The sequence below is a fragment of the Paenibacillus sp. ACRRY genome (assembly GCF_022346995.1).
In the GTDB taxonomy this organism is placed as follows: domain Bacteria; phylum Bacillota; class Bacilli; order Paenibacillales; family Paenibacillaceae; genus Paenibacillus.
The window spans coordinates 244,051-265,136 of the sequence record NZ_JAKRNM010000004.1 but is presented as its reverse complement, the minus strand read 5'-3'; the positions used below and the strand labels follow the sequence as shown (position 1 = coordinate 265,136).

Genomic DNA, 21,086 nt, shown 5'->3' with positions numbered 1-21,086 from the left:
TTTCACATCTCCGTAAATGAATATTGGTTAAACAAATCATCATAGGTCAAACGATAACGTTGCGACTTTCCAAACTTCTTACTCTCAAAAATGAGCTCATTTTTGTCGTTACCTTTACTACTGAGTTGATCAATAAATTCAACAAATTTAATAAATTGAAACTTATCTTTTTTGTTTGGTCGGTAACCATTCTTGATTCGAATCAGCAAAGAATACAATGAAAAGTCAATATCAATTTCAACAGGTTCTCCCCCTTTTGGCCTAAAAGCAATCGTAAGCATAGGAAGGAACTTCATCAATGTCTCTTCTTGACGTGGATCAACACGCTCTAGGGCAGGTTCAATTTCTAACTTTCGTAACGCATAGTAGTGAGTTTGCGGTTGTCCAATTTGTACATATATTAATCCTCCATGACCCTCACCATTCCATTTATATATAGCATCACGAACGTCTTCCCGATAAAGCTTGGATAACTTACTCCATGACTTTCTATTCCAGTGAAATAAATAATTCATATATTGATTGTAAACTTGATCTTCAAATGAATTATGGGGCTCTCTAGGAATTAAGTAGTATAAATAAACAAATAATTTAATCAAATCATTCTTAAAAAGGTTATTTTTTTTGTCCTCACTCTTCCAAGGGGAGTTTGGAACCAGTGACTTCGCAAAATAAGGAGCACGATTAACATCAATGTATTGACTAAATAAATAAGCACCATCTTTTCGAGATTTGAAATCGATCAGGTGTTGGTCAAGCATCTCTGTACGATATTGTGTTGGATTAATATGGTTAATTGCTTGATGAATCGTAGAAGCATCTTCTCGGTCAAATAATTGAAAAGGTAACAAGCACGCTGTGTACGATTGAAAGTCTTGATCCTCAATCAATTCCATTAACTTTTCATGTTCTACATTATCCATGGAGGAAGGAACGAGTATATTGTAAATAAAATCGAGTAAGGCTCTAGTCGAAATGATCAGTTTTTCTTTGACCATGGATTGAATCAATAAATCTATAATTTTTTCTTGAATATCATCATGTTGTAACAACTCATAATTTTGAATAATCGGATTTTTTTGAGTAATCTCAGAATAATCATTCTTTTCTCTAAGATAAGCTTGGTAAAATGGATTATAATCAGACTTTTGAGTAATTTTCTGAAGAATCCCTTTTATGTAACTCGACTTGGGCCCATTTTCCGTCAATTCATACATATGATAATCACTAAAATTAACATATTTAAAAATATGATCATCCACAGATTCCTCTTCGATTAATACGGAATCCATAATTTTCTTTGCATGAACATAGTCTTTCAGTCTTGTGAACTTCTTTCCCTCATCAGCATCTATGAAGTTATTCAATGCACCAAGATTAATGGCTAGAACAATATTCATCTTCTGCTCTTTCCCAATTTCCTCATCAGAAAATGGCTTCAAAACCTCGGCCAAAGTTTCAATCGAAGTTTTCCGCGGGGAAAAACTCTCTGTTGCGTCATTATGTAAATAAAAACGATCAGAATCCGTTAAAAAAGCATACTTATCTTTCAAAAAAGATAGAATATGCGATTTACCATCACCAACGCCACCACACACCAAGATTAATTGAGCTTGATTGGATTGATTAGCATCATTTATATGATGCTCGAGTTCTTTCTCCACTGGTCTCTGTACATGCATGTATTTTTTGAATTCGCTGAAGCCTTCCAGATTTTCAACAGCTTCTTTCGAAGATTGTTTACAGCGTTTTAGAACATCAATGAAATGAATATTGGTAGACATAAAAATCCTCCAAAACACTTATTTTTTAAAACAACAAAAAAAGACACAGCTCTCCCATAGGAACCATGTCTCTCACAATACTTTGTTACACGTGTAATAGACCATGCTTTGGCCCCGCATACATGAAGTTCAGATGATATATCAAAAGAGTTTGCAACTTTGCGAATCATTAACCTACCCTAAATAACATTTATAGGATAAATATACCACACTTATGGTTCTTAAGATACAAAATTAAGATTTATAGGTATTATTTCCACATGTTTTTTCGTTAAATTCAAACTTGAGTAACAAATAATAATGCGTCCTCTTTCCTGTACGCTTCTCAGTCCCAATGTTATACACATCCGTATCTAGTGCGGAAATCTCCTGCCTGGTGATTGTGTTGATAAGCTGTTCATATATGCCTTGTTTCATGGAAATACCTCGTGTGGGTGTAGGATGGTTGTGGATATTCGGTATGTACAGGTTAGAGCTATATAATGTTTCTACTATATTATCGTCCAACATGTGGAAGATTTCATTAGTTGTTTTGAATCCATAGCAAAAAGCACCTCTACTCTTTTTTTTGGTAGAAGTGCTTACTTAATTCACTGAATTTCTGTAGTAAGTAGATAACATATCTCAGACAATCTTTTCACTACACCATCTAGGGTCATAAGGCAATTGGCTTAATTTCAGTATATCGTCAGCATTGTAATACCAATCAGCATCATCGAACCATAGATAATCGTCGACATTAACCTTAAAATATTCGATTACAAATTTATAAATGAATTCGTACTCGTGGTTGATATTTTCAATGTCCATCGCCCAAAAATAGTTTCCATGTTGTGTTAACCACGTAAAACTGTCATATGAGTCTTCTTCAATCTGGCTAACGTTAAACGTAAAGTACTTCAGGTTCTCCTTATCCTCTATACTTTTAAAAGTAGATTCATCCACTTCTGAAAGTGTCCCTTCGGCAGATATAATTCGATCGCTACTATATTTTGTTTTCATTAGAATACAGAACATATCTGCTCTCTGAGCTGCCTGCTTGAATGAATCTATCGCTGATTCAGGGGAATAGTTATCTATATTCTTCAAAAAAATTAAAGAACTCACTCCTTCAGAACCACCCTTACATTTCTTGATAAACCCTATTTTCAATAAATCGTCTATAGACTTCCCGATCCCAGAACCCATCTTCATTGTTTATTTTTAAAGTGCCATTGATATGATACATACATTCATTATCATTTAATAGAAACAAAACGTTACCTCTCGTCGTGTCAATAATTCCGAAGACCAGTCTAAGAATGTTAGTAATTGCATTAACGCTATCCCAATCATTATCTATTCGAAAATTCAAGCTTTGCTTATAGTTAAAATCGTCCATAAGGAACTCGGATTCGTATCCAAATGGACTACTTGACGTATCAATTAAAGATATTGAAAAACCTAGTTTATTTATTGTTTCGTCAATTCGAAATCCTTTTTCTAAATAAGTTACTTCATCACAAGTAATGTCTATGTTTGCTAGTTGCTTGATAACTATTTCTTTTGTCAAAAATACTTCTTCACATTTTAAAGAACAGTCAATCGCCAATATGAGTCCTCCAAAAACAAATTCTTTTATCAGCTTTAGTTTCTCAAATTCGCAAAAATTGTTTAGCGATTACACCAATATTCTCTTTAGTATCACCAAGACCAATAGATTCAGGATTTCTCCTCAGATATCTTCTGTACGTTTTTAAATGATGTATATTCACACTTACTAATAGATCTAATCACTAGTGAACAAAGTAAACAAAAACAGGTCAACTATGGTAATTTCAGACCATAATGTACCTGTTCAAAAATGCCCTTGAACCACAACTCAATTAATTTCATCTTTCCTCAAATTACACGATTTATTCCGTATTAGGAAACTGTCAATTCATCAACAAATCACGTTAGGAAACTTAGAATAATCTTGCGTTGTGGAGCTATACTTTTATTGACTATTATATTACTTAGTTAGTGCTGTTACGTTACAATTAAAGAGATTGTCCTACCGTTGATATGAACTGAGAGGGAATCACTTGTTTTACTAGTTAGAATATGAACGTTTGTGTTTGTCATATCCTTCTCAACTGCAGCAAATGATGCTAAATCAACATAAATACTCATTTTTTTTATAGCTAAACTCTCATCTTCAGTTTCTATCTCGATTTTTTTTATATCTTCATCAGAACGTAAAATTTGACTTACACTATAGACATTTTCTTCTTCTCGAACTTCCTTAACTATTTTCTCACCAAATAAACCTAAGAGAACTTGGTAATTCGGCTCTCCTTCTTTAAATATATTTATCAACTCAATAATTAGGTCATTAAGAGAGCTGCTTCTTACTTTCTCTTCCATTCTCTCTCTTGAATCATCTAGAAACCAAGATTCCAAATCGACTGGAGTATCATCTATTATTCCTGGAACATATGGCTTGGTATAAAGAAAATCTTTATTCATTGTTTAACCTACCTTTTAGGATTTTGTGTATTCCCCACCTATTTTTTTTGATACTCTGTCAAATAGCATATCCCATACCGCATCCTTATTACCATTTTTAAAATATTCTTGTGCTTTGGGATCATTTCTTAACTCTTTTTGAACATTAGCGAATATACTCCCTAGGTCTTCTGCATTTTCTTTCCAACCTTCCGGTCCTCTTTTCATACTCAAGTTAGCTCCGTTTGGTAATACAGCTCTTATCTCCTCCATATTAAAATCCATTGCTGTGGCTATATCCTCAAGACTAAAGGGACCATTGGTTGGATGATTGTGAGTAAACACTGTATCTTTAGCCAATTCTTTATGGTTACTTAAGTTTATAGATTTTTCAGTTCCAACAATTGTTTCACCAATTAAATTACCATTCTGATCAAAAAACTGTCCATGTTCCAAAGGTTCATTTCGAATTTGGTCTTCAAATTTGTTAACAGATACTAAATAATGAGTTTTACTTGTACCCCCATTTTCCTTCCCTGACTCCGGCTTACTTCCACCCGATCCGCCCAGATCGCTATGCTTGTTCTCAACAGCCCGAAACGCTTTGCCAAAGAAAGCATAGGCCAGTACCTGACCCGCCATAGATCCGCTGTAATAACCAAGTCCATCCTGGTCGATCTGTTTTTTCTGATCTTCTACAAATTGCTCCACATCAGATCTTGCTGTTCCATTTCCCCAATATGCATCCCAAGCGAACTTAATGCCTCGCCCTGCATCAACCGCCCTACCCAGAGTGAAGGCATAAGCCAGACTTCCCGCCGTACTTAACGGACTATAGATAAAAGCTTCCAGCGTCTGCCCAAATCCTGTTACCGTTTCTCCAACTGAACCATCCGCAAGCCCCTTAGCAAAAGTTGGTTTAAGCTCTTCAGGAATATAAAGGGCAACCTCACCTGAGCCATCTGTTGTCCTGAAATTTTTGGCTACAAAGGTAAACTCATTCTGGATTTTATCCAAGATTCCCAATGTCGTAGGGAAAACTTCTTTTACTTGCATGAAGTCCCAAAAGAATCGTTCTCCTGTTACACCTGACCAATCAGATTGCAATAGGTAGATCGATTTTTCCAGTTCCCAGACCATCCGCTCCAGTTCCTGTTTCTTTTGCTGGACGAACCTCGCCTTTTCATCTAATACATCAGGGTGAACCTCAATTCGCTGCATTCATCTTCACCGCCAACCTGACCGTAGTATATATACCTAAATTTTAACAAGTCAAAAGGAGGATTGGAATCAAACGAGGGATTCATTTTCTCTAAGGTTATACAGTAGTTGAGCAACATTCTATACAATGTAATTTCGCATTAATGCACACTTACTTCAGTACTGCTATCTAATCTTGTTGCTTGAAGCATCACCACAACAACAATTTCTAAGAATATCTCTTATACATAACAAATCAAATCTTTATATTGAATTCTATCTGTCTTTACGCTGGCGGGTGTAATTCAGACAATCATTTATTAAATCTTAGTGAGATGTTGATTCATGAATTCCTCGAATTGAAATGATCTTAGACGAATCCATTGTGGGAACAAAGACGACAGCCCCATCACAGTCTTCACCTGATATTATCATGCCAATGACCACCATCTCTTGATTTAATATTTTTATCCAAGATAACAACTCCTGTTCTTGTCCCACGTAAATATTCCCTGGTATCCACATTGATGTTGTTATCTCGTCGTACGTTTGGTTCATATCTTCCGTATGTATGACAGAAAAAGAATACTCTCGCACTGCAGGCAACTCCTCCTCCCTCACAAACAACTCGGAGGCATGGCAATGAACTACTTCCTCACTCAATGTAGCAGGGATCAAATTTCCAAGTTTGTACGCATATTTAGCTTCAGGTGCAGCCAGAATCATTCCTCCATAGTTAATCAGTTTAACTTGAAGTCCACTTCTGAAGCCCACATAGTCTCCTAAAATGAGACCATCTTTGTTATGAACCGTTATTGTTGACGGGATCACTCGGTTTCCACGCAATCGAACAGGCTTATCTTCTCTTTCAATTAATATAAATGACATGTTCTTTCTCCATTTCTCTTGTAGATATCTTCTGTTCTGAGCACCACCCTGCAATCGCTCACCGATACTATTTTTCCTTGCTATTTAAACCTAGTCTATCTAGCAGATTTCCACTGGTAATATTTATTTTCAGATGATAGTCACCTTTGGGGCAAATCACTGCCGGAGGTAGTCCCTGCTCTACTGTTTGATAAAATAATATTTCTCCACAAAGAGGACAACGCACTACCTCTCCTTTAATTACTCGATTTAATATCTCTACATCTGTCATCTTACTATCCAAAGTTCTCCCTCCCTTCCTAACGATGCATATCTGGATAGAGTGTTTTTACATCATAAATATTTGCACGTACTTCATATGATTAATCTTATGTCTTTTACATTGGTTAAATATGTTACAGTTCCAAAAAAAATCTAAAACCTTATTTCTAGAAAGGAGCCTGTCCACTTGAACAAAAAAAGTATCATCATAGCAATATTCATCGGCCTTATTATATTCATTCTCCCCATCATACTGTACTTTGCAGTTGAAGTGTCTGACGAATCAGCACCGCTGGAACATAGCACTTACTCTCCATATACACTGGAACTGAAAAAGAGTTAATTCATGATCACCATGAGTTAACTCTTTCTTATTTTCTATTCCAAGGCTTTTTCCCAATCCACAATTTTAATATATCAAGGCATCAACCCGCTAAGATACACTCAGACATCTGCGAATAGATTGAATGTATCCCAGATGGTACCACTCATGATAGAGCGTACGCGGAATCACTTCGCCGATTGTACTCATGCCTAACTCGCTCTCCCGGAGCAGCGGCTCTTCCAGACGACCTGCAAATTTGTTTTTTAATTGATCTGGTTGCGCCCTTAGACGCACCATCAATTCGGTCCAGGATGGGGGTGCGGCATCCCACGTTGCCGGGCTTGTCCCATAACCGAAGAACTTCGCATAGTCCGCGGGAACTTTCGAGTCATCAGCAATAAGATAATGAAACCACATATCCTGGTCCAGAATGATGTGTCCGACATTCCACAGGATGGAGTTATTGAATCCCTTCGGTACATCATGAACCTGTCCTTCATCCACAGAGTCGCACACGTGCAGCGTAAATCCCCTCACATCCTGCAGTTGATTCCATAGTACATCTTCACTAAACTTCATGGTTCATCCTCCTTTTCTCCCTTACCTGAATGGTCCATCGATTCACATAGTTAGATCTAAAACATTTTCAATATATAGGCATTTTATCATTTCTCTGTAACTTCATCACTATTAAGAACGTTTAGAAATATAGAAAAACCGCATTCTCCTAACCCACTCGAAAAAGAGGCGATTCCATGAGTTGGCCGAAGCCATCTGATCATAGAACGAACCCAAACCAAACTTCCTTCATACGACCCGATCCCCCTGTAAAAAGTAAACCTGCGCGTAGTTGGCGCCTGGCGGTCGCTTCTACTTGGTTATCCACAACCCTATTAACGGGGCTGGGCCATGCCCCCATATCATACGCAGCAGCAACTCCGCTGCCACCCAGCGGTACATCTACGGTCCATACCACCGCAGCAATCACTGAAAATAAACTTCACTATACCGCTGTGGAAGCGGCTCATTATTATACGATCGCACTGCGAAGTGACGGTTCCGTCTGGGCTTGGGGTCGCAATATGTTCGGAGAGCTTGGTGTCAGTGAAGACATCCGCTACCGCCATACGTCCAGTCCCATTCGCATTCCAGGAATTTCGAATGTTATAGCTATTTCAGCTGCAGAAAGTGGGATTAACGTAGCCGTTCAGGCAGATGGAACCGTGTGGGAATGGGGCGCTGGTACACTTCCCTACCAAGTCGAAGGCATCTCCTCTGCGAAGGATATAGTGACTGGTTCTTTCAACATCGCTCTTCTCCGGAACGGTACAGTTATGTCATGGCAGCGCCAAGGGACTCAAGGAAACGATTCTGAAGTTCACCGCCCACACGCAATAAGTGGATTGAAGGACATCATTCAGGTAGGATCATCCGGCCAACAAGGATATGCCTTGAAGAAGGATGGCTCTCTGTGGACATGGGATGAACCAAACCAACCAGACAAAACCCCGTCCAAACCAGCCAAGTTAAAGGGCCTGTCCAACATATCATCGATCACAAGCACAGATACGTCCCTGCTTGTACTGGACCAAAACGGGAAAGTGTGGGACCTGGACGAAAAGGGCAAACCAGTTGCTCTGCATCACCACCTCAAGGTGAAGCAGATGGACGGGAATTCGCAATATATTCTACTGTTAACCACTTCGGGTGAGGTGTACAGCTACGGAAGTTCTGTTACAGGAAAAGAAGGCAGAATTAAGCATCTGTCGGGTATTACCGATATTTCGGCAGGGTATCACCACAGTCTTGCCTTATCCTCCGAAGGAACTGTCTGGGGTTGGGGAAGTGACAAGTATCAGGAGGCTGGAGCACCTGCAACATCATCTGGAGGCATGGTTTACCAACCCGTTCAGGCCAAGCTGGGCATTGATGTGTATATCAACGATGATCTGTTTCAGTCCACGTATTCGGCAGTCCAAACCCAACATACCGTTCAACTTCCAGTCCGAGCCGTAGCCGCAGCGATTGGGGCAACATTTGAAATGAACAAGGCAAACGGAATAATCGAAGATTATTCATTGCAATATGAAGATCGTACCGTCACAATCCGTCCCAACGAGACGGAGGCCAAGGTGAATTTCACCTCTACCTCTACAGGTCAATCCATTTCATTACCAGAACCAATAGGTAATTACTCAGGTGCGACCACTGTTCCCTTTGAAGTATTCGAGGCCCTGGGGCTTACTGTGAACTGGGATGAAGAGACAAGCAAGCTAGCTATCCAAAGTGATACGTAGCAACGAGAATATTCATTATGTACAGGAGGATTATTACAATGTGGTTAAAAAAGATCATGGGTGCAGGTATCGTTTGCTCAGTCCTGCTCATGCCCGTTAGTACATTGAATGCGGAAGGGAAATCCCCTACTGAACCGTCATCCAAGGCGGTCAATGCTGCAGAAGATTCAGTAAAGCCCGATCCGAATTCCCTTCTCATCCTTGAGACTCATCATCAAGGCCGTACAGCATACACCGGCAGCTTCACGATGGCTGCTGACAATGGAACACTTGCCGACATCATCATTGAAAATCATAGTAATCATCCCATGTATATGAACCTGTATATCGACGACTACAGTGAACCTATGGAGACCACGATCAGCAAAAACAGTGAAAAGACAGTGAATCTCCTTGCCTTGCAAGATACTAGTGTCAAAGTGTACATCTACAGCAGAATAGGGCATGACATGGACCTTTCTATACGTGCGGAACAATTCCGTTAAACATTCGCACGCGAATAGGTTACATACCAAAATCCCCTTCACGCATGCGGTTTAGGTTCATCTGAACTTAAATCACACAGCTTGAAGGGGATTTAATTTATTTAATTATTTTATTTGAAAAATTTACTCTACTATAAGGCCGTGTTTCTCTTAAAACCACTTACTTCTCAAACCGGAACCATCCGAAGTCAAACTGACTTCCCGGCAGGAAGATAAAAGTCACTTTTTGCACACCTGATACCTGTTCAAGCTCAAATACCCGTTCCTCATACCCTTCCGAGTGCGTAAACTCGACCAGCTGATTGCTCTGTCCATCTTCGCCAGCGAAGCGGATATGGATCGTGTTTTTATCAATCGGCGAACGGCCATAGATGACGAGCTTCGACGTGCCTTCTGCCGTAAAGTCCATATTTTCGAACTCCAGTGATACGTTGTTACCGATCCCCTCTACATACTCATCCTGGATCGAGAACGTATCGCCGTAGAGATGGTCGCATGAAGCGGCTGTATTTTGCTCAAATGCACGACTCTGACGCTCGAACGAGAAGCCCTTGATATGAATCTTCTGCTTCAGTACAAAACAGATCGATGTAATGCCGCTCAGCCGCTTGGACAACTTGTACGTCTCTTCCTGATACACATTCCATCTGGATTCCTTCTGGTAGACCACGTCAGCCAGAAGCGTACTGCCCTCTTCATCCGGCATGCCTTCCCAGATCTGCAGGAAATAATCCTCACTCGACAGTGCAAAGATCGGAATCGTAATGGTATCGGAGCCGTAAGGTCCGAAGTCAATATTGCGGAATCCAACATGCGTCTCCCCATCACGACTTGTCGCTACACCGCGTTCGTTGCCGTTACCGACATCACCTTTGGTGTAATCGTACAATCCACCAGTAATGAAGCTGTACGGATCTTTGTAGGCTGTACCCAGACCCGTTGCTTTGAATTCAAGCTGCGAGATCAGCTTTGTTTTATCCGTACCATTGCTGCTCGTTGCACGAAGGCGGAATTCACCATCGCCCAGCGCTGACACGCGTACTTCCAGACCATTCGCTTCGACCTTCGCAATGTTGGACTCAATACCGGCATCGTTGACAACAGCCCACTCAATGTCACGGTACGACGTGTTCTCAGGATACAGCTTGGCGGTAACCACCATCTCCTGGATCGACGGATCGAAGGCTTGTCCGGCTTCACTGATAATCTCAATTTTACGCAAAGGAATTTCCTGCGCACGTCCGGTGAGGACTGGACGTTCTTCGTTCTCGGTTAACACGGTTTGTCCCTGAGTTGCAACGGATGCGGACGTACTCATGACTTCGCCTTCCACTGCCTTCGATTCGAACTCGGCTGCTGCACCCTGGAGTCCTTCGGAGGTCACTTCGATCCGGATGCTGCCCGGTTCATGTGTTGCCCCGATGATCGCCATCAGCTTGCCGCTGAACAATCTTCTGCTCAGACCTTTGTACGGATCATAGTCCGTACTGTCCCCGTTATCCAGACCAAGCAGTCGTCCTGCACCTGTCACCTTAACTTGTACACGGTTGTTTGCATTTTGCACGGGATTGCCCGCTTCATCTTCCACTTGAATTTCCACGAAAATAAGATCCGTTCCATTCGCTTGCAGCTGCTCTTTATCTGCTTGCAGACGAACCTTTTGTGCGTCCGTATAGGATCGCTGTACATCCGTTGCGATAATCTCCCCGTTCTCGTCATAAGCGATCGCTTTCAGTTCGCCCTCTTCATACGGCACTTTCCACCAGCCAACCAGCTGGGTTCCGTTGGCATGATCAATATCATATGTCCCGATCGTCTTGCCGTTCAGCTGCAATTCGATCTTCGGCGCATTACTGCACACGCGTACATCGATCAGCTGACCAGGGCTGAAATCCCAGTAAGGGAACAGGTGCACCATCGGGCTTTTTTTGTAATCGGTCCAGGCTGCTTGATAGATATAGTAGGAATCTTTCGGGAACGTCGCCGTGTCCAGCTGTCCAAAGTATGAATTCTTCGTATGGTATGGCGTCGGCTCTCCGATATAATCGAACCCGGTCCACAGGAATTGCCCCAGTGAATATGGCCGATCCCGTTCAGCCAGAATGCAGTATTCTGCAGACTTCGCGCCCCAGCTTGTTGTACTGTTGCCCAGTGCGGAACACTGCTCGTCATCATCTGCCAGGATGGATTGCTCGAACGGGAAGTGATAGATCCCGCGGCTCTGCACCACAGATGATGTTTCACTACCGTAGATGATCCAGTCCGGGTGCTCCTCGTGGTGCTTGTCGTAATACTTCTCCGCATAGTTGTAGCCTGCCAGCTTCACGATATCCGCGCATTTTTGCGCATTTTCCCAAGGCATGTAGTTGGAACCGATGGTTATGCCTGCGTTGCCTTTTGGATCGAATTCCAGTACATACTCCATCAGCATTCGCGTTACTTCCTGTCCCCGCTCATCCGCATGGGTATCATAGATTTCATTCCCGATACTCCACATGACCAGACTTGGATGGTTGCGGTCCCTCTTCACCCAGCTCTTCACGTCCGTGTGTGCCCATTCCGGGAAAAATCTCGCGTAGTCATAAGGCGTTTTGGATCTTTCCCACATGTCGAAGGCTTCCGAGACGATCAGCATGCCCATCTCATCTGCGAGCTCCATGAACTCCTTGGCAGGCATATTGTGCGCGGTTCGGATCGCATTGACGCCCATCTCCCGCAGCAGATTGAACCTTCTGCGAAGTGCCGTCAGGTTGAAAGCCGCCCCGAGTGCGCCCAGATCGTGGTGCTCGCACACACCATTCATTTTCATTTTGACCCCATTCAGATGGAAGCCTTCGTTCGGATCCAGCTGGACGTCCCTGAAGCCAATTCGCTGCGATACCGACTCAATTGTCTGTACATGCTGGTCCGCATCCGTCACTTGCAGTTCAGTCACCAGTTCGTACAGATTCGGTTCATCGGTGCTCCACAGTTTCGGGTTCTCCACCACAATCTGCTGACGGTCCGTTACTTCTGTATCTCCACCTGCAGCAGCCGTAACCGCCGCTGTATTAGTCGCAATAACCTGACCCGCATATCGGATCGTATGCACAAGCTGTGCGTTCTGATCGATATTCAGCTCCGTGTCCAGTTCAACCTGCCAGCCCTCTGGCTGCTGCTTAATGGATACGTAGATGCCATCCGTCACGATATGATTGCGATCTCTCGTTTTGAGCCATACATTGCGGTAAATTCCGGCCCCGGAATACCATCTGCTGTTCGGACTCTGATGCACCACTTTGACGATGATTTCATTATCGCCTTCCACCAGCGCATCCGTGATCTCGTGTTCAAACGCGGAATAGCCGTATTTCCATTCCCCAACCAGCTGGCCGTTCACATACACGGAAGAATCCATGTAAACGCCGTCAAAACAAAGCAGAAGTTGATGATCATCCTTCGTGTACGCGAATGTCTTGCGGTACCATCCAATGCTGTCTTCGTACAGGTCGAGCGTATTGTAGATCAGCCAGTCATGGGGAAGCTCTACAGGCTCGAATGCCAGTCCCGCAGGTTCTGTAACATCCAGTTTAGTTTTCGCAAATTGCCATCCATCATTAAAAAGCTTTTTCTGGTTCATCGCTATTCTCACTTTCTGTGTGATTTATGATTGCGGTTACATAAGAATGATGATTTTCGCCGATAACCTTTTCGAAAAACGGTTCGACATGACATGGATACTCCAACCGATTATATCATCTGATGGTTTCGATGTATGTTAATTTCATGCATATTTTGGTGAGATTATATGAACAATCCACATTACAAATTGTATGTTGCCTGTTGACCTCTACTTATGTTCAGCTGAGCGTTCATATTTGAACATATGGATATTCCTTTATACCTATATAAAGTATCAGTCTAACGATTCAAATTTAAGGAAACAACGGAGATCTCCGAATATTTGTAAAACTATTCCTGTAATTTCTTGTAGTCCTATGTTAGATTATCCCTTGGAATAAAATCACATCTATAGATAGGGGACATGTAAGGTGAAGAAGAGGTCTTGGGTATTATCCATTATTATGAGTTTTGTTTTGCTGGGCGGGGTATTCGCTCCTGCTGGCTCCTATGCGGCTGCAGCGGAAGACACCACCACTACATATTCGGAAGATAACTATACGGAAGTGGACACGTCGGAACAAGAGCCGATTCCTAGCGCTGAAGAGGAAGATTTCCTGAACTACCTGGGTGCACTTGATCTGACAACTGTTTATGAAAAGAAAGCCTTGGATTCCATTGGCAGCACATATGTCACATCCGCCAACCGCAAATCCATCTTCCTGAAATTGAACAATACTGCGGTTCCCAATTATACCAAGTATGTGTCCATGCTGAAGCAGATTAAACCGGAGAACGCGGAACTGCAAAAAATCCATAACAAACTGATCAGAGGAAGCTACGCACAGCTTGAAGGTTATCTGCTGTTCAAGAAATCCGTATCCAAAACAAAAGTAAACAGCGCCCTTCTGAAGCAAGGCAATGCCAAAATTGACGCAGGCATCAAAATTTTGGAACAATACAAAAAAGAAATCCAAGCTTACTCCAATAACTTAGGCTACGATTTTTAATAGAATAATCTTCAGACGAACAGCACTAACGGAGGCATGCACATCCATCTGTCTTTCCATTTAAATAAAATGAGATTTCAGGAAAAAAAAGTGTTTTCTTTTGCCGGGATAATTCGTATAATAGCCGTATAATCAAAAGGCTATGCTGCCGAAAGGTACAACCTCGTGAACAATGGAGGTTGTGCCTTTTTTGCGTTTTCATGGCCGAATATCATCTGAATTTCATCGTATAAGGAGTGATTCAACATGATTCTTGAAGCCATTTACCATCGTCCCAAATTAAACTGGTCCTATGCCTACGATCAGTCGACCATGCACCTGCGGCTGCGTTCCAAACGCGGAGATCTGGATGCTGTCATTGCCATTACCGGGGATAAGTACGCCTGGGAGCAGACCATCACCCACACACCCATGCGAATTTTTGCCCGGGATGAGCTGTTCGATTATTGGGAAGTTGAGGCCCAGCCTCCCTACCGAAGATTGCGTTACGGCTTCCAGCTGGTCGAGGGCGAGAAAAACGTCTGGATGACCGAACGTGGATTCGAGGAAGCCCTGCCGGAACATCCGCTGGAATTCTTTGATTTCCCGTTTATGAATCCGGTCGATATTTTTGAGCCGCCTGCCTGGGTTAAGGACGCGGTATTTTATCAGATTTTCCCTGAACGCTATGCGAACGGTGACCCTTCCATTAGTCCGAAGAACGCCGAGCCTTGGGGTGGGGAGCCTACACCGACGAATTTCTTTGGAGGAGATCTGCAGGGTGTGCTTGATCATCTGGATCATCTAAGTCAACTTGGCGTGAATGCGGTCTACTTCTGCCCCCTGTTCGAGGCTACAACCAACCACAAGTACAATACAGCCGACTATATGAAGGTGGATCCTCATTTCGGGACCAATGAACAACTGAAAGAGCTCGTGGATGCCTGTCATCAGCGCGGCATTCGGGTTGTGCTTGATGCGGTCTTCAATCATTCAGGCAGAGAGTTCCCTCCTTTTGCTGACGTATTGGCAAACGGGGCAGCTTCCCCCTATGCGGACTGGTTCTACGTCAGGGATTGGCCACCACGCATTGAAGATGGCATACCGACCTACGATACCTTTGCCTTTGAACCGCTTATGCCAAAGCTGAATACGGAGCATCCCGAGGTCAAGGCCTATCTGCTGGAGGTGGCGCGGTACTGGATTGAGGAAATGGACATTGATGGATGGAGACTGGACGTTGCCAACGAGGTGGATCATCAGTTCTGGCGTGAATTCCGACAAACGGTAAAAGCCATCAAGCCTGACGCTTATTTGCTCGGCGAGATCTGGCATGATTCGCTGATGTGGCTGCAGGGAGATCAGTTCGATGCGGTGATGAACTACCCATTCACCAATTCGGTGCTGGACTATGCAGTTCTCGGCAAGCTCGATGGACTCGGCTTCGCGAATGAGATCGGCAAGCTGCTCGCAGCCTACTCCCAGCCTGTGACCGAAGTTGCCTTCAATCTGCTGGGCAGCCATGATACACCGAGACTGCTCACCCTGTGCGACGGGGATATCCGCAAGATGAAGCTTGCCGTTACAATGCTTCTCACGTACCCAGGGGTACCCTGCATCTATTATGGGGACGAAATTGGCCTGGATGGCGGATATGATCCCGGCTGTCGTAAATGTATGGAGTGGGATGAAACCAAGCAAAATCTTGAGCTTCTCGACTTCTTTAAGCAGACGATTGCCCTGCGCAAAGAGCACCCTGCACTGCGCAGCACCGAGTTAAAGATTCTCCATGCCGCTGCTGACGATCCCGTTATTGCGATGGAACGAGTGGATTCAGCGACGGGCGAACGTTTCCTCATCGTGCTGAACGCTGGTGACGAAGCTTGCAGTGTAGACCTGCCGCTGACGGATCGAAGCGTCTGGCGAGACCTGTTGACGACCACTTCTATAGAAGCGAAACAAAATAAACTGTCTCTGAAACTGGAAGCTTACGGCTTCTCCCTGCTGCAGCTCGAAGTGAAACAACCTGCAGAAGCCTGATCACCTGACCAGCAGTCTAAGACTCAGACATTTTCACCATCCGTGCACCCTATTTTTAGATAACCGAAAGAACGGGACGACATGCCATTATCGCAATATATCAATTCATAAAAAAAATGCATTGAAATTCATTAATCACCTTATACTTTCGGGCATAAAAAGGGCTGAACGTTGAATAACGTCCAGCCCTTTCTCTTACGCGTCACCATTAAGCGTTCCAATAGCCTAATGAATAATTAAACATCAAACATACCTCTTATTATGATATAAGCTTACAACTACTCCAAGTCCAGATCTGATGAAGTCTCTTCCCTCGCTGCCGCAACTTCATCCATGGGCGAACCAGCTGTTGCGGGTTTTCTAACTTTCTTCATTCTCGAGCTCACAAGCCCCTCTTCCGTAATGACAATTTTCTGTGGAATCTTGTACGGAGGTAGCTTGTCCTGGCAGTACGACCAGACCGATCGCCGCAGCTCGGCAAGCGTGCAGTCTGATGCAAGCTTAACGGTGGCCTTCACCTTCTGCCCTGTGATGCTGCTCGGTTCTCCTGTAACCACTGCTGCCTGAACGCAGTCCATCTGCTCCAGGATGCTCTCCACTTCAGCCGGATACACCTTACGCCCGCCTACATTAATAATCTCGGAGCGGCGGCCGAGGATGCGGATGTAACCCTGTTCCAGTACCGCTTCGTCTCCTGTGCGCAGCCATCCGTCGTCCGTAAATGGCGACGGGGCGTTCAGATAACCGATCATGGCTGTTTCTGTCCGGATCTGAAGTTCCCCTTCGACCACCCTGAACTTGACGTGATCATCATGAATGGCAAACAACAGCGAGCCTGGTTCCTTGGAACGTGTCGGCAGGATGCCGAGTTCAGACATACCATAAGCCTGTATTGTTCGTATCCCAGGGAACCGTTGATTCCAGGCTGCCAGCACCGCTTCGGGCATGACCTCTGACCCGTAGGATACCACTTCAAGACTCGATAGATCGTATGCCTCATCATTTCGGCTGAGCAGCAGCAGATTCATGAAAGTTGGGGAAACGGGGAGAGCCTGTACTCGATGCTTCTCAACCGTCCGGCATACTTCCTCGGGTGAACGATCCGCAATCATGCACAGGCAGCCTCCACTGGACAACGATTGCAACATTGTATTTACCCCGCCGATATGGTCAAACATCATAAACGGAATCGTCCGCAATGGCCGTACCTGCCGCCAGAAACGCTGTAACAGCCGATCTGCACGATGAACCGTAGCCTTGCTCACACCTGTCGATCCGGATGAGAAGAGCACGAGTCCCCCCACAGCTTCCTGCTCAAGCGCAGCCAGTATAGCGGGACGTGAACCGGCATTAGACTTATGCCGGATCAATAACCTGTCATTTTCAATGCCAAGACGCCACTTCACCTGTGCCAGCTGAATATATTCCTGCCGCTTGGCTTCAACCAGATGAAGGTCCATGGGCAGCACAATGCATCCCTTTCCAAGAAGCGCAATGAACGCTGCGGCCGCATAGGGAGAGTAATCTTCCTCCAACGTTACGAGCTGTCCACGCAGTCCATCTGCCTCAATCCATTCATCCATCATCACGATCTGATCGAGCAGCCATGCGTAGCTATACTCCCGATCTTCCCAGATGAATGCAGGACGCGCGCCTTGTTCTACGAATCGCTCCAGCAGGAATTGAACGCTCATCCCGCATCCTCCTCCCGTTCAGACAGCCACTGCCGTTCAAGATAGTCCACCAGCGAACCAACCGTTTGATACGGGCTCTCCGGCAATGAGGCTGCGGCCATCTCTGAAAGCGCAACTCCTGCTCCAGTTCCCCATTCGTCTGCAAGCCCCTGTTCGACGACAGCAAGCAAGGACACCAGCTCCAGTGAATCCAGTTGTCCATCCCGGCCATATAGCGGTGCATTCCCACCCTTGTCGAGGGGTATGGTCGTATTATGGTACGCATTCAGTTCCCGGCAGCTATCCAGCACAATGCGGAGCAGAGCATCTCTGTAGCTATTTTCGGTTCGCGGGACCATCTGCCGATTGAAGCACTCCTCCTGCGGCACAGCACTTCGGAGAGCTTCGTACCAGCGCCATTCATCGGTTATCAACTGATGCATTACTCTTGTTAGCTGCACCTTCCAGTCCTCCCGCTGCTTAATCCGACTGACCTGAAACAATTGGTATGCTTTCTCCCAACGTTCAATGATTGCCTCAAACGCTACGGAATGCTGATCCAGCGGAGAACCGAGCCATAAAGCGGCCTCCTGAAGCAGATCTCGGAGAAAATAGCGGCTCCAGCGCATATCAAACAACAGATTCGATACCAGCGTGTCATTGGCTTGCTTTCCTTCGTTCGTCTCCTGCAGTGCCTTCATCAAGTGAAGGGATACGCCCTGTCCAAAATGATATCTGCGCTCCCCTTGGGTAATGGTCCTGCCTGTCATAAATTCGCTGATCTGTGTCGCCAGTGCCTGGATCAACATGTCACGATAACCGGAAGAATCAAGCTTTCCGGTTGCACGGACGTCCATGGTGCCATAGGTTCGCAGCTTCTCCTTACGTTTGGCAGGAGCTAGTTCGGGTATGCTCTGGTTTCCTTTCCAGAATTCATGAAACGCTTCATGTGAAACCTTCCCCATATATTTTGAGGGTACCGGATCATAAACGTGAAAATGCTCATCATCGATGCCATACACTGCAATCCAATGATCAACCAGATGAAGACGAGAGCCTGGTTTGACATGCTTGCGGATGTACTCAGGGTTTTGATAATCTTCGCAATATGGCAGGTGATAACTGGTTCCGGTAGCGATTAAGAGTCCCCCTTCGCTTATATGCTGCTGCATATGCACCTTCCCCTCCTCGAAGCTGCCCAGCTCCCGCTGCCCATACATCTCCCAGATCGGTTCTTCATAGTCCAGCTTGTGAAAATAAGGCTTGACCAACCCGTTATCCGCGCACGAAGGGAGGCAGTACAATCGGCTTGCGGCGAGCAGAGCTAGGCTGCTAATCGACCCTTGCCGCTGAAGCACCTCATGAATCAGTGGAAAGTTGCACGGATAGTAGTAGGGGATGTCCATGACTGGAGCGAACGATTGGATCATCATCATAGGCCTCCTGTTCCCGCTTTGGCAGTCGAACTGCCCCAAGACTGGATGTGGTAATATACTGACATATTATCTGTTGCCCGAATGACCCGATTGGCTATGGGCTTGCCATTCATGTCCGTCTCAAAACGCCGAAAACCACGTGTGAACCGGAAGGAAAAACCGCTGTCGCGCGGAACAAGGTAACACCCTTCATATCGCCCCGCTGCCGTGCGAACCAGCTTCATGCCCATACCTCCATATATGGATTCAGCAGGCTCCTCTTCATGTTCCACTTCGGCACAGACACATACCTCAACGCGAGCAGACAGTTCAGGAACAACCGTATACTGACGAGTCGTTGATAACTCTCCTACGGTCAGGGTGATGAGCGCACTGCCTGGGCCGACAGGCACCAATTCACCATTCGAACGTACCTGAAGCACATCCGGGTGGCTTGACGTATAACTCCCTTCGAGCAGGCTCTGTACCCAGCCGCTATCATAGTGAAGCCGTGTATTAATGCACGTGTTCATTCCACCGGATAAACCGATAACCTCTCTGCCATGCAATTCCAATGCCACAGGCCGGCCTACTTCGCCGAACATGTACAGTAACGGAAGGTAGACGCGTGCGCCCCAATCGGATTCCTGATGACAGGCCTCCGGCTGCTCCAGAAAAGCCATGCTATCCCGGGTTCCGGTCCCTCTCTCAAGTAATTCATGAGCAACCTTTCTTACCTGGGAGGGCAGGAAGAGTCCTTCTGCATCCCCAATGTCCATCCACATCTGCACGTCTGGCACCTCATCCGGCAAGCGATACATGGCTTCTTCCAACAGACCGCTTTCCGACCATTCATCCAGCTGCACATCTACCAAAAACGGCGACATCATGACCAGTTTTCCGAAGATATCCGGATTTCGCATGCCCATATGAAATGTACAGAGTGCCGCCGCTGATGAACCAAGCAGCCCTGTATTGGACTTGTCCGGAAGCGTACGGTATCGATGGTCGATCATGGGCTTCAATTCATGAATGATGAAATGCTCGTATGCGATCCCTGAACAACCCACACTTATCGCTTCCCTCTCGGGTGCAATGAAATGGTAGAACTCGTTGTGCGTAATCGGGCGAACGTGCGCAATGCCAACCATAATCAGTGGCTCGATCCGCCCGGCGGTAATTAGCTCGTCCACCGTTCGATCCATATGCCACGTTTCATTGCCAGGTCCGGATGGACCAAAAGCCCGCTGACCAGCATGAATATACAGAACAGGATAATGGCGATCCGTCTGCTCCTGATAACCTGGCGGGAGGTAAACATAAATATTGCGGACATTGCCCAGCCGTGACGCACGAATACCTTCCAGACATTCAATGACCGAATGCGTGCTCAATGGATCATCAACCGCCTCTCATCTCCGAAATGCTCTGAATCATACATGATTCAGGTTCCCAACGCTCCCCTATTCCATCCCCGCCATGGCTGCATGCACAAACAACCCCGCCTCAGTAGAGACGGGGTTGTTTCAAGACACATCAATGTCCTAAAATACATGGCCCTCATATTGGTGGATCTGCGAATAGTTTAAGTCTCGAATCGTCATTTGTAAATATGAAAATAGAAAAAAAGTTCTCTTGAGAAAGTTATTGACATAACTGT

The 21,086-nt window shown here is 44.9% G+C and carries 17 protein-coding genes; 5 read left to right on the top strand and 12 right to left on the bottom strand.

Translation table 11 applies throughout. The features are described from left to right. Positions 1 to 2: 2 nt before the first annotated feature. From dptF to MH144_RS17145, 7 genes are all read right to left on the bottom strand, one after another. Entirely contained in the window at positions 3 to 1,784 is a 1,782-nt protein-coding gene (dptF, locus tag MH144_RS17175; protein ID WP_239302468.1) for a DNA phosphorothioation-dependent restriction protein DptF, read from the bottom strand. Between the two features lie 624 nt (positions 1,785 to 2,408). Continuing rightward, complete coding sequence (locus tag MH144_RS17170) at positions 2,409 to 2,891, bottom strand: hypothetical protein (RefSeq protein WP_239302467.1); 483 nt, start codon at positions 2,889 to 2,891, stop codon at positions 2,409 to 2,411. Between the two features lie 16 nt (positions 2,892 to 2,907). After that, a complete protein-coding gene (locus MH144_RS17165) occupies positions 2,908 to 3,375 on the bottom strand; it encodes a SitI3 family protein (RefSeq protein WP_239302466.1) in 468 nt (155 codons plus the stop codon). A gap of 419 nt (positions 3,376 to 3,794) precedes the next feature. Beyond that, positions 3,795 to 4,274 (bottom strand): hypothetical protein, encoded by a 480-nt coding sequence (locus MH144_RS17160; protein ID WP_239302465.1) that lies wholly within the window; start codon positions 4,272 to 4,274, stop codon positions 3,795 to 3,797. A gap of 15 nt (positions 4,275 to 4,289) precedes the next feature. After that, positions 4,290 to 5,474 carry a WXG100 family type VII secretion target gene (locus MH144_RS17155; protein ID WP_239302464.1) on the bottom strand — a complete coding sequence of 395 codons (1,185 nt, stop codon included), beginning with the start codon at positions 5,472 to 5,474 and terminating at the stop codon, positions 4,290 to 4,292. A gap of 306 nt (positions 5,475 to 5,780) precedes the next feature. Beyond that, a complete protein-coding gene (locus MH144_RS17150) occupies positions 5,781 to 6,341 on the bottom strand; it encodes a hypothetical protein (RefSeq protein ID WP_239302463.1) in 561 nt (186 codons plus the stop codon). Between the two features lie 67 nt (positions 6,342 to 6,408). Beyond that, positions 6,409 to 6,624: a hypothetical protein gene (locus MH144_RS17145; protein ID WP_239302462.1), complete on the bottom strand. Its 216-nt coding sequence runs from the start codon at positions 6,622 to 6,624 to the stop codon at positions 6,409 to 6,411. Between the two features lie 165 nt (positions 6,625 to 6,789). On the opposite strand from MH144_RS17145, the gene MH144_RS17140 reads away from it, so the two are divergent. Continuing rightward, positions 6,790 to 6,945 carry a hypothetical protein gene (locus MH144_RS17140; RefSeq protein WP_239302461.1) on the top strand — a complete coding sequence of 52 codons (156 nt, stop codon included), beginning with the start codon at positions 6,790 to 6,792 and terminating at the stop codon, positions 6,943 to 6,945. Positions 6,946 to 7,035: 90 nt separating this feature from the next. Here MH144_RS17140 and MH144_RS17135 read toward each other — a convergent pair whose 3' ends face one another. After that, positions 7,036 to 7,506, bottom strand: coding sequence for a DinB family protein (locus MH144_RS17135; RefSeq protein ID WP_239302460.1), 471 nt, complete (start codon positions 7,504 to 7,506; stop codon positions 7,036 to 7,038). Positions 7,507 to 7,682: 176 nt separating this feature from the next. Between MH144_RS17135 and MH144_RS17130 the strand changes: the two genes are divergently transcribed. Further along, positions 7,683 to 9,224, top strand: a complete 1,542-nt coding sequence (locus tag MH144_RS17130) for a stalk domain-containing protein (protein WP_239302459.1) — start codon at positions 7,683 to 7,685, stop codon at positions 9,222 to 9,224. A 38-nt stretch (positions 9,225 to 9,262) separates the two neighbouring features. After that, entirely contained in the window at positions 9,263 to 9,709 is a 447-nt protein-coding gene (locus MH144_RS17125) for a hypothetical protein (protein WP_239302458.1), read from the top strand. Positions 9,710 to 9,869: 160 nt separating this feature from the next. On the opposite strand, the gene MH144_RS17120 is transcribed toward MH144_RS17125, so the two are convergent. Continuing rightward, a complete protein-coding gene (locus tag MH144_RS17120) occupies positions 9,870 to 13,328 on the bottom strand; it encodes a glycoside hydrolase family 2 TIM barrel-domain containing protein (RefSeq protein ID WP_239302457.1) in 3,459 nt (1,152 codons plus the stop codon). Positions 13,329 to 13,740: 412 nt separating this feature from the next. Between MH144_RS17120 and MH144_RS17115 the strand changes: the two genes are divergently transcribed. Further along, positions 13,741 to 14,319 carry a hypothetical protein gene (locus MH144_RS17115; RefSeq protein WP_239302456.1) on the top strand — a complete coding sequence of 193 codons (579 nt, stop codon included), beginning with the start codon at positions 13,741 to 13,743 and terminating at the stop codon, positions 14,317 to 14,319. A gap of 246 nt (positions 14,320 to 14,565) precedes the next feature. Further along, on the top strand, positions 14,566 to 16,338 hold the full coding sequence (locus tag MH144_RS17110; protein ID WP_239302455.1) for an alpha-glycosidase: 1,773 nt from the start codon (positions 14,566 to 14,568) through the stop codon (positions 16,336 to 16,338). A gap of 278 nt (positions 16,339 to 16,616) precedes the next feature. On the opposite strand, the gene MH144_RS17105 is transcribed toward MH144_RS17110, so the two are convergent. The 3 genes from MH144_RS17105 to MH144_RS17095 are packed head-to-tail and all read right to left on the bottom strand — an operon-like array spanning position 16,617 to position 20,820. After that, positions 16,617 to 18,032, bottom strand: a complete 1,416-nt coding sequence (locus MH144_RS17105) for a class I adenylate-forming enzyme family protein (RefSeq protein WP_239302454.1) — start codon at positions 18,030 to 18,032, stop codon at positions 16,617 to 16,619. After that, positions 18,029 to 19,441, bottom strand: coding sequence for a cysteine peptidase family C39 domain-containing protein (locus tag MH144_RS17100; protein ID WP_239302453.1), 1,413 nt, complete (start codon positions 19,439 to 19,441; stop codon positions 18,029 to 18,031). Before MH144_RS17100 ends, MH144_RS17105 begins: the two co-directional genes overlap by 4 nt. A 2-nt stretch (positions 19,442 to 19,443) precedes the next feature. Then, positions 19,444 to 20,820 carry an alpha/beta hydrolase gene (locus MH144_RS17095; protein WP_239302452.1) on the bottom strand — a complete coding sequence of 459 codons (1,377 nt, stop codon included), beginning with the start codon at positions 20,818 to 20,820 and terminating at the stop codon, positions 19,444 to 19,446. Positions 20,821 to 21,086: the final 266 nt, after the last annotated feature.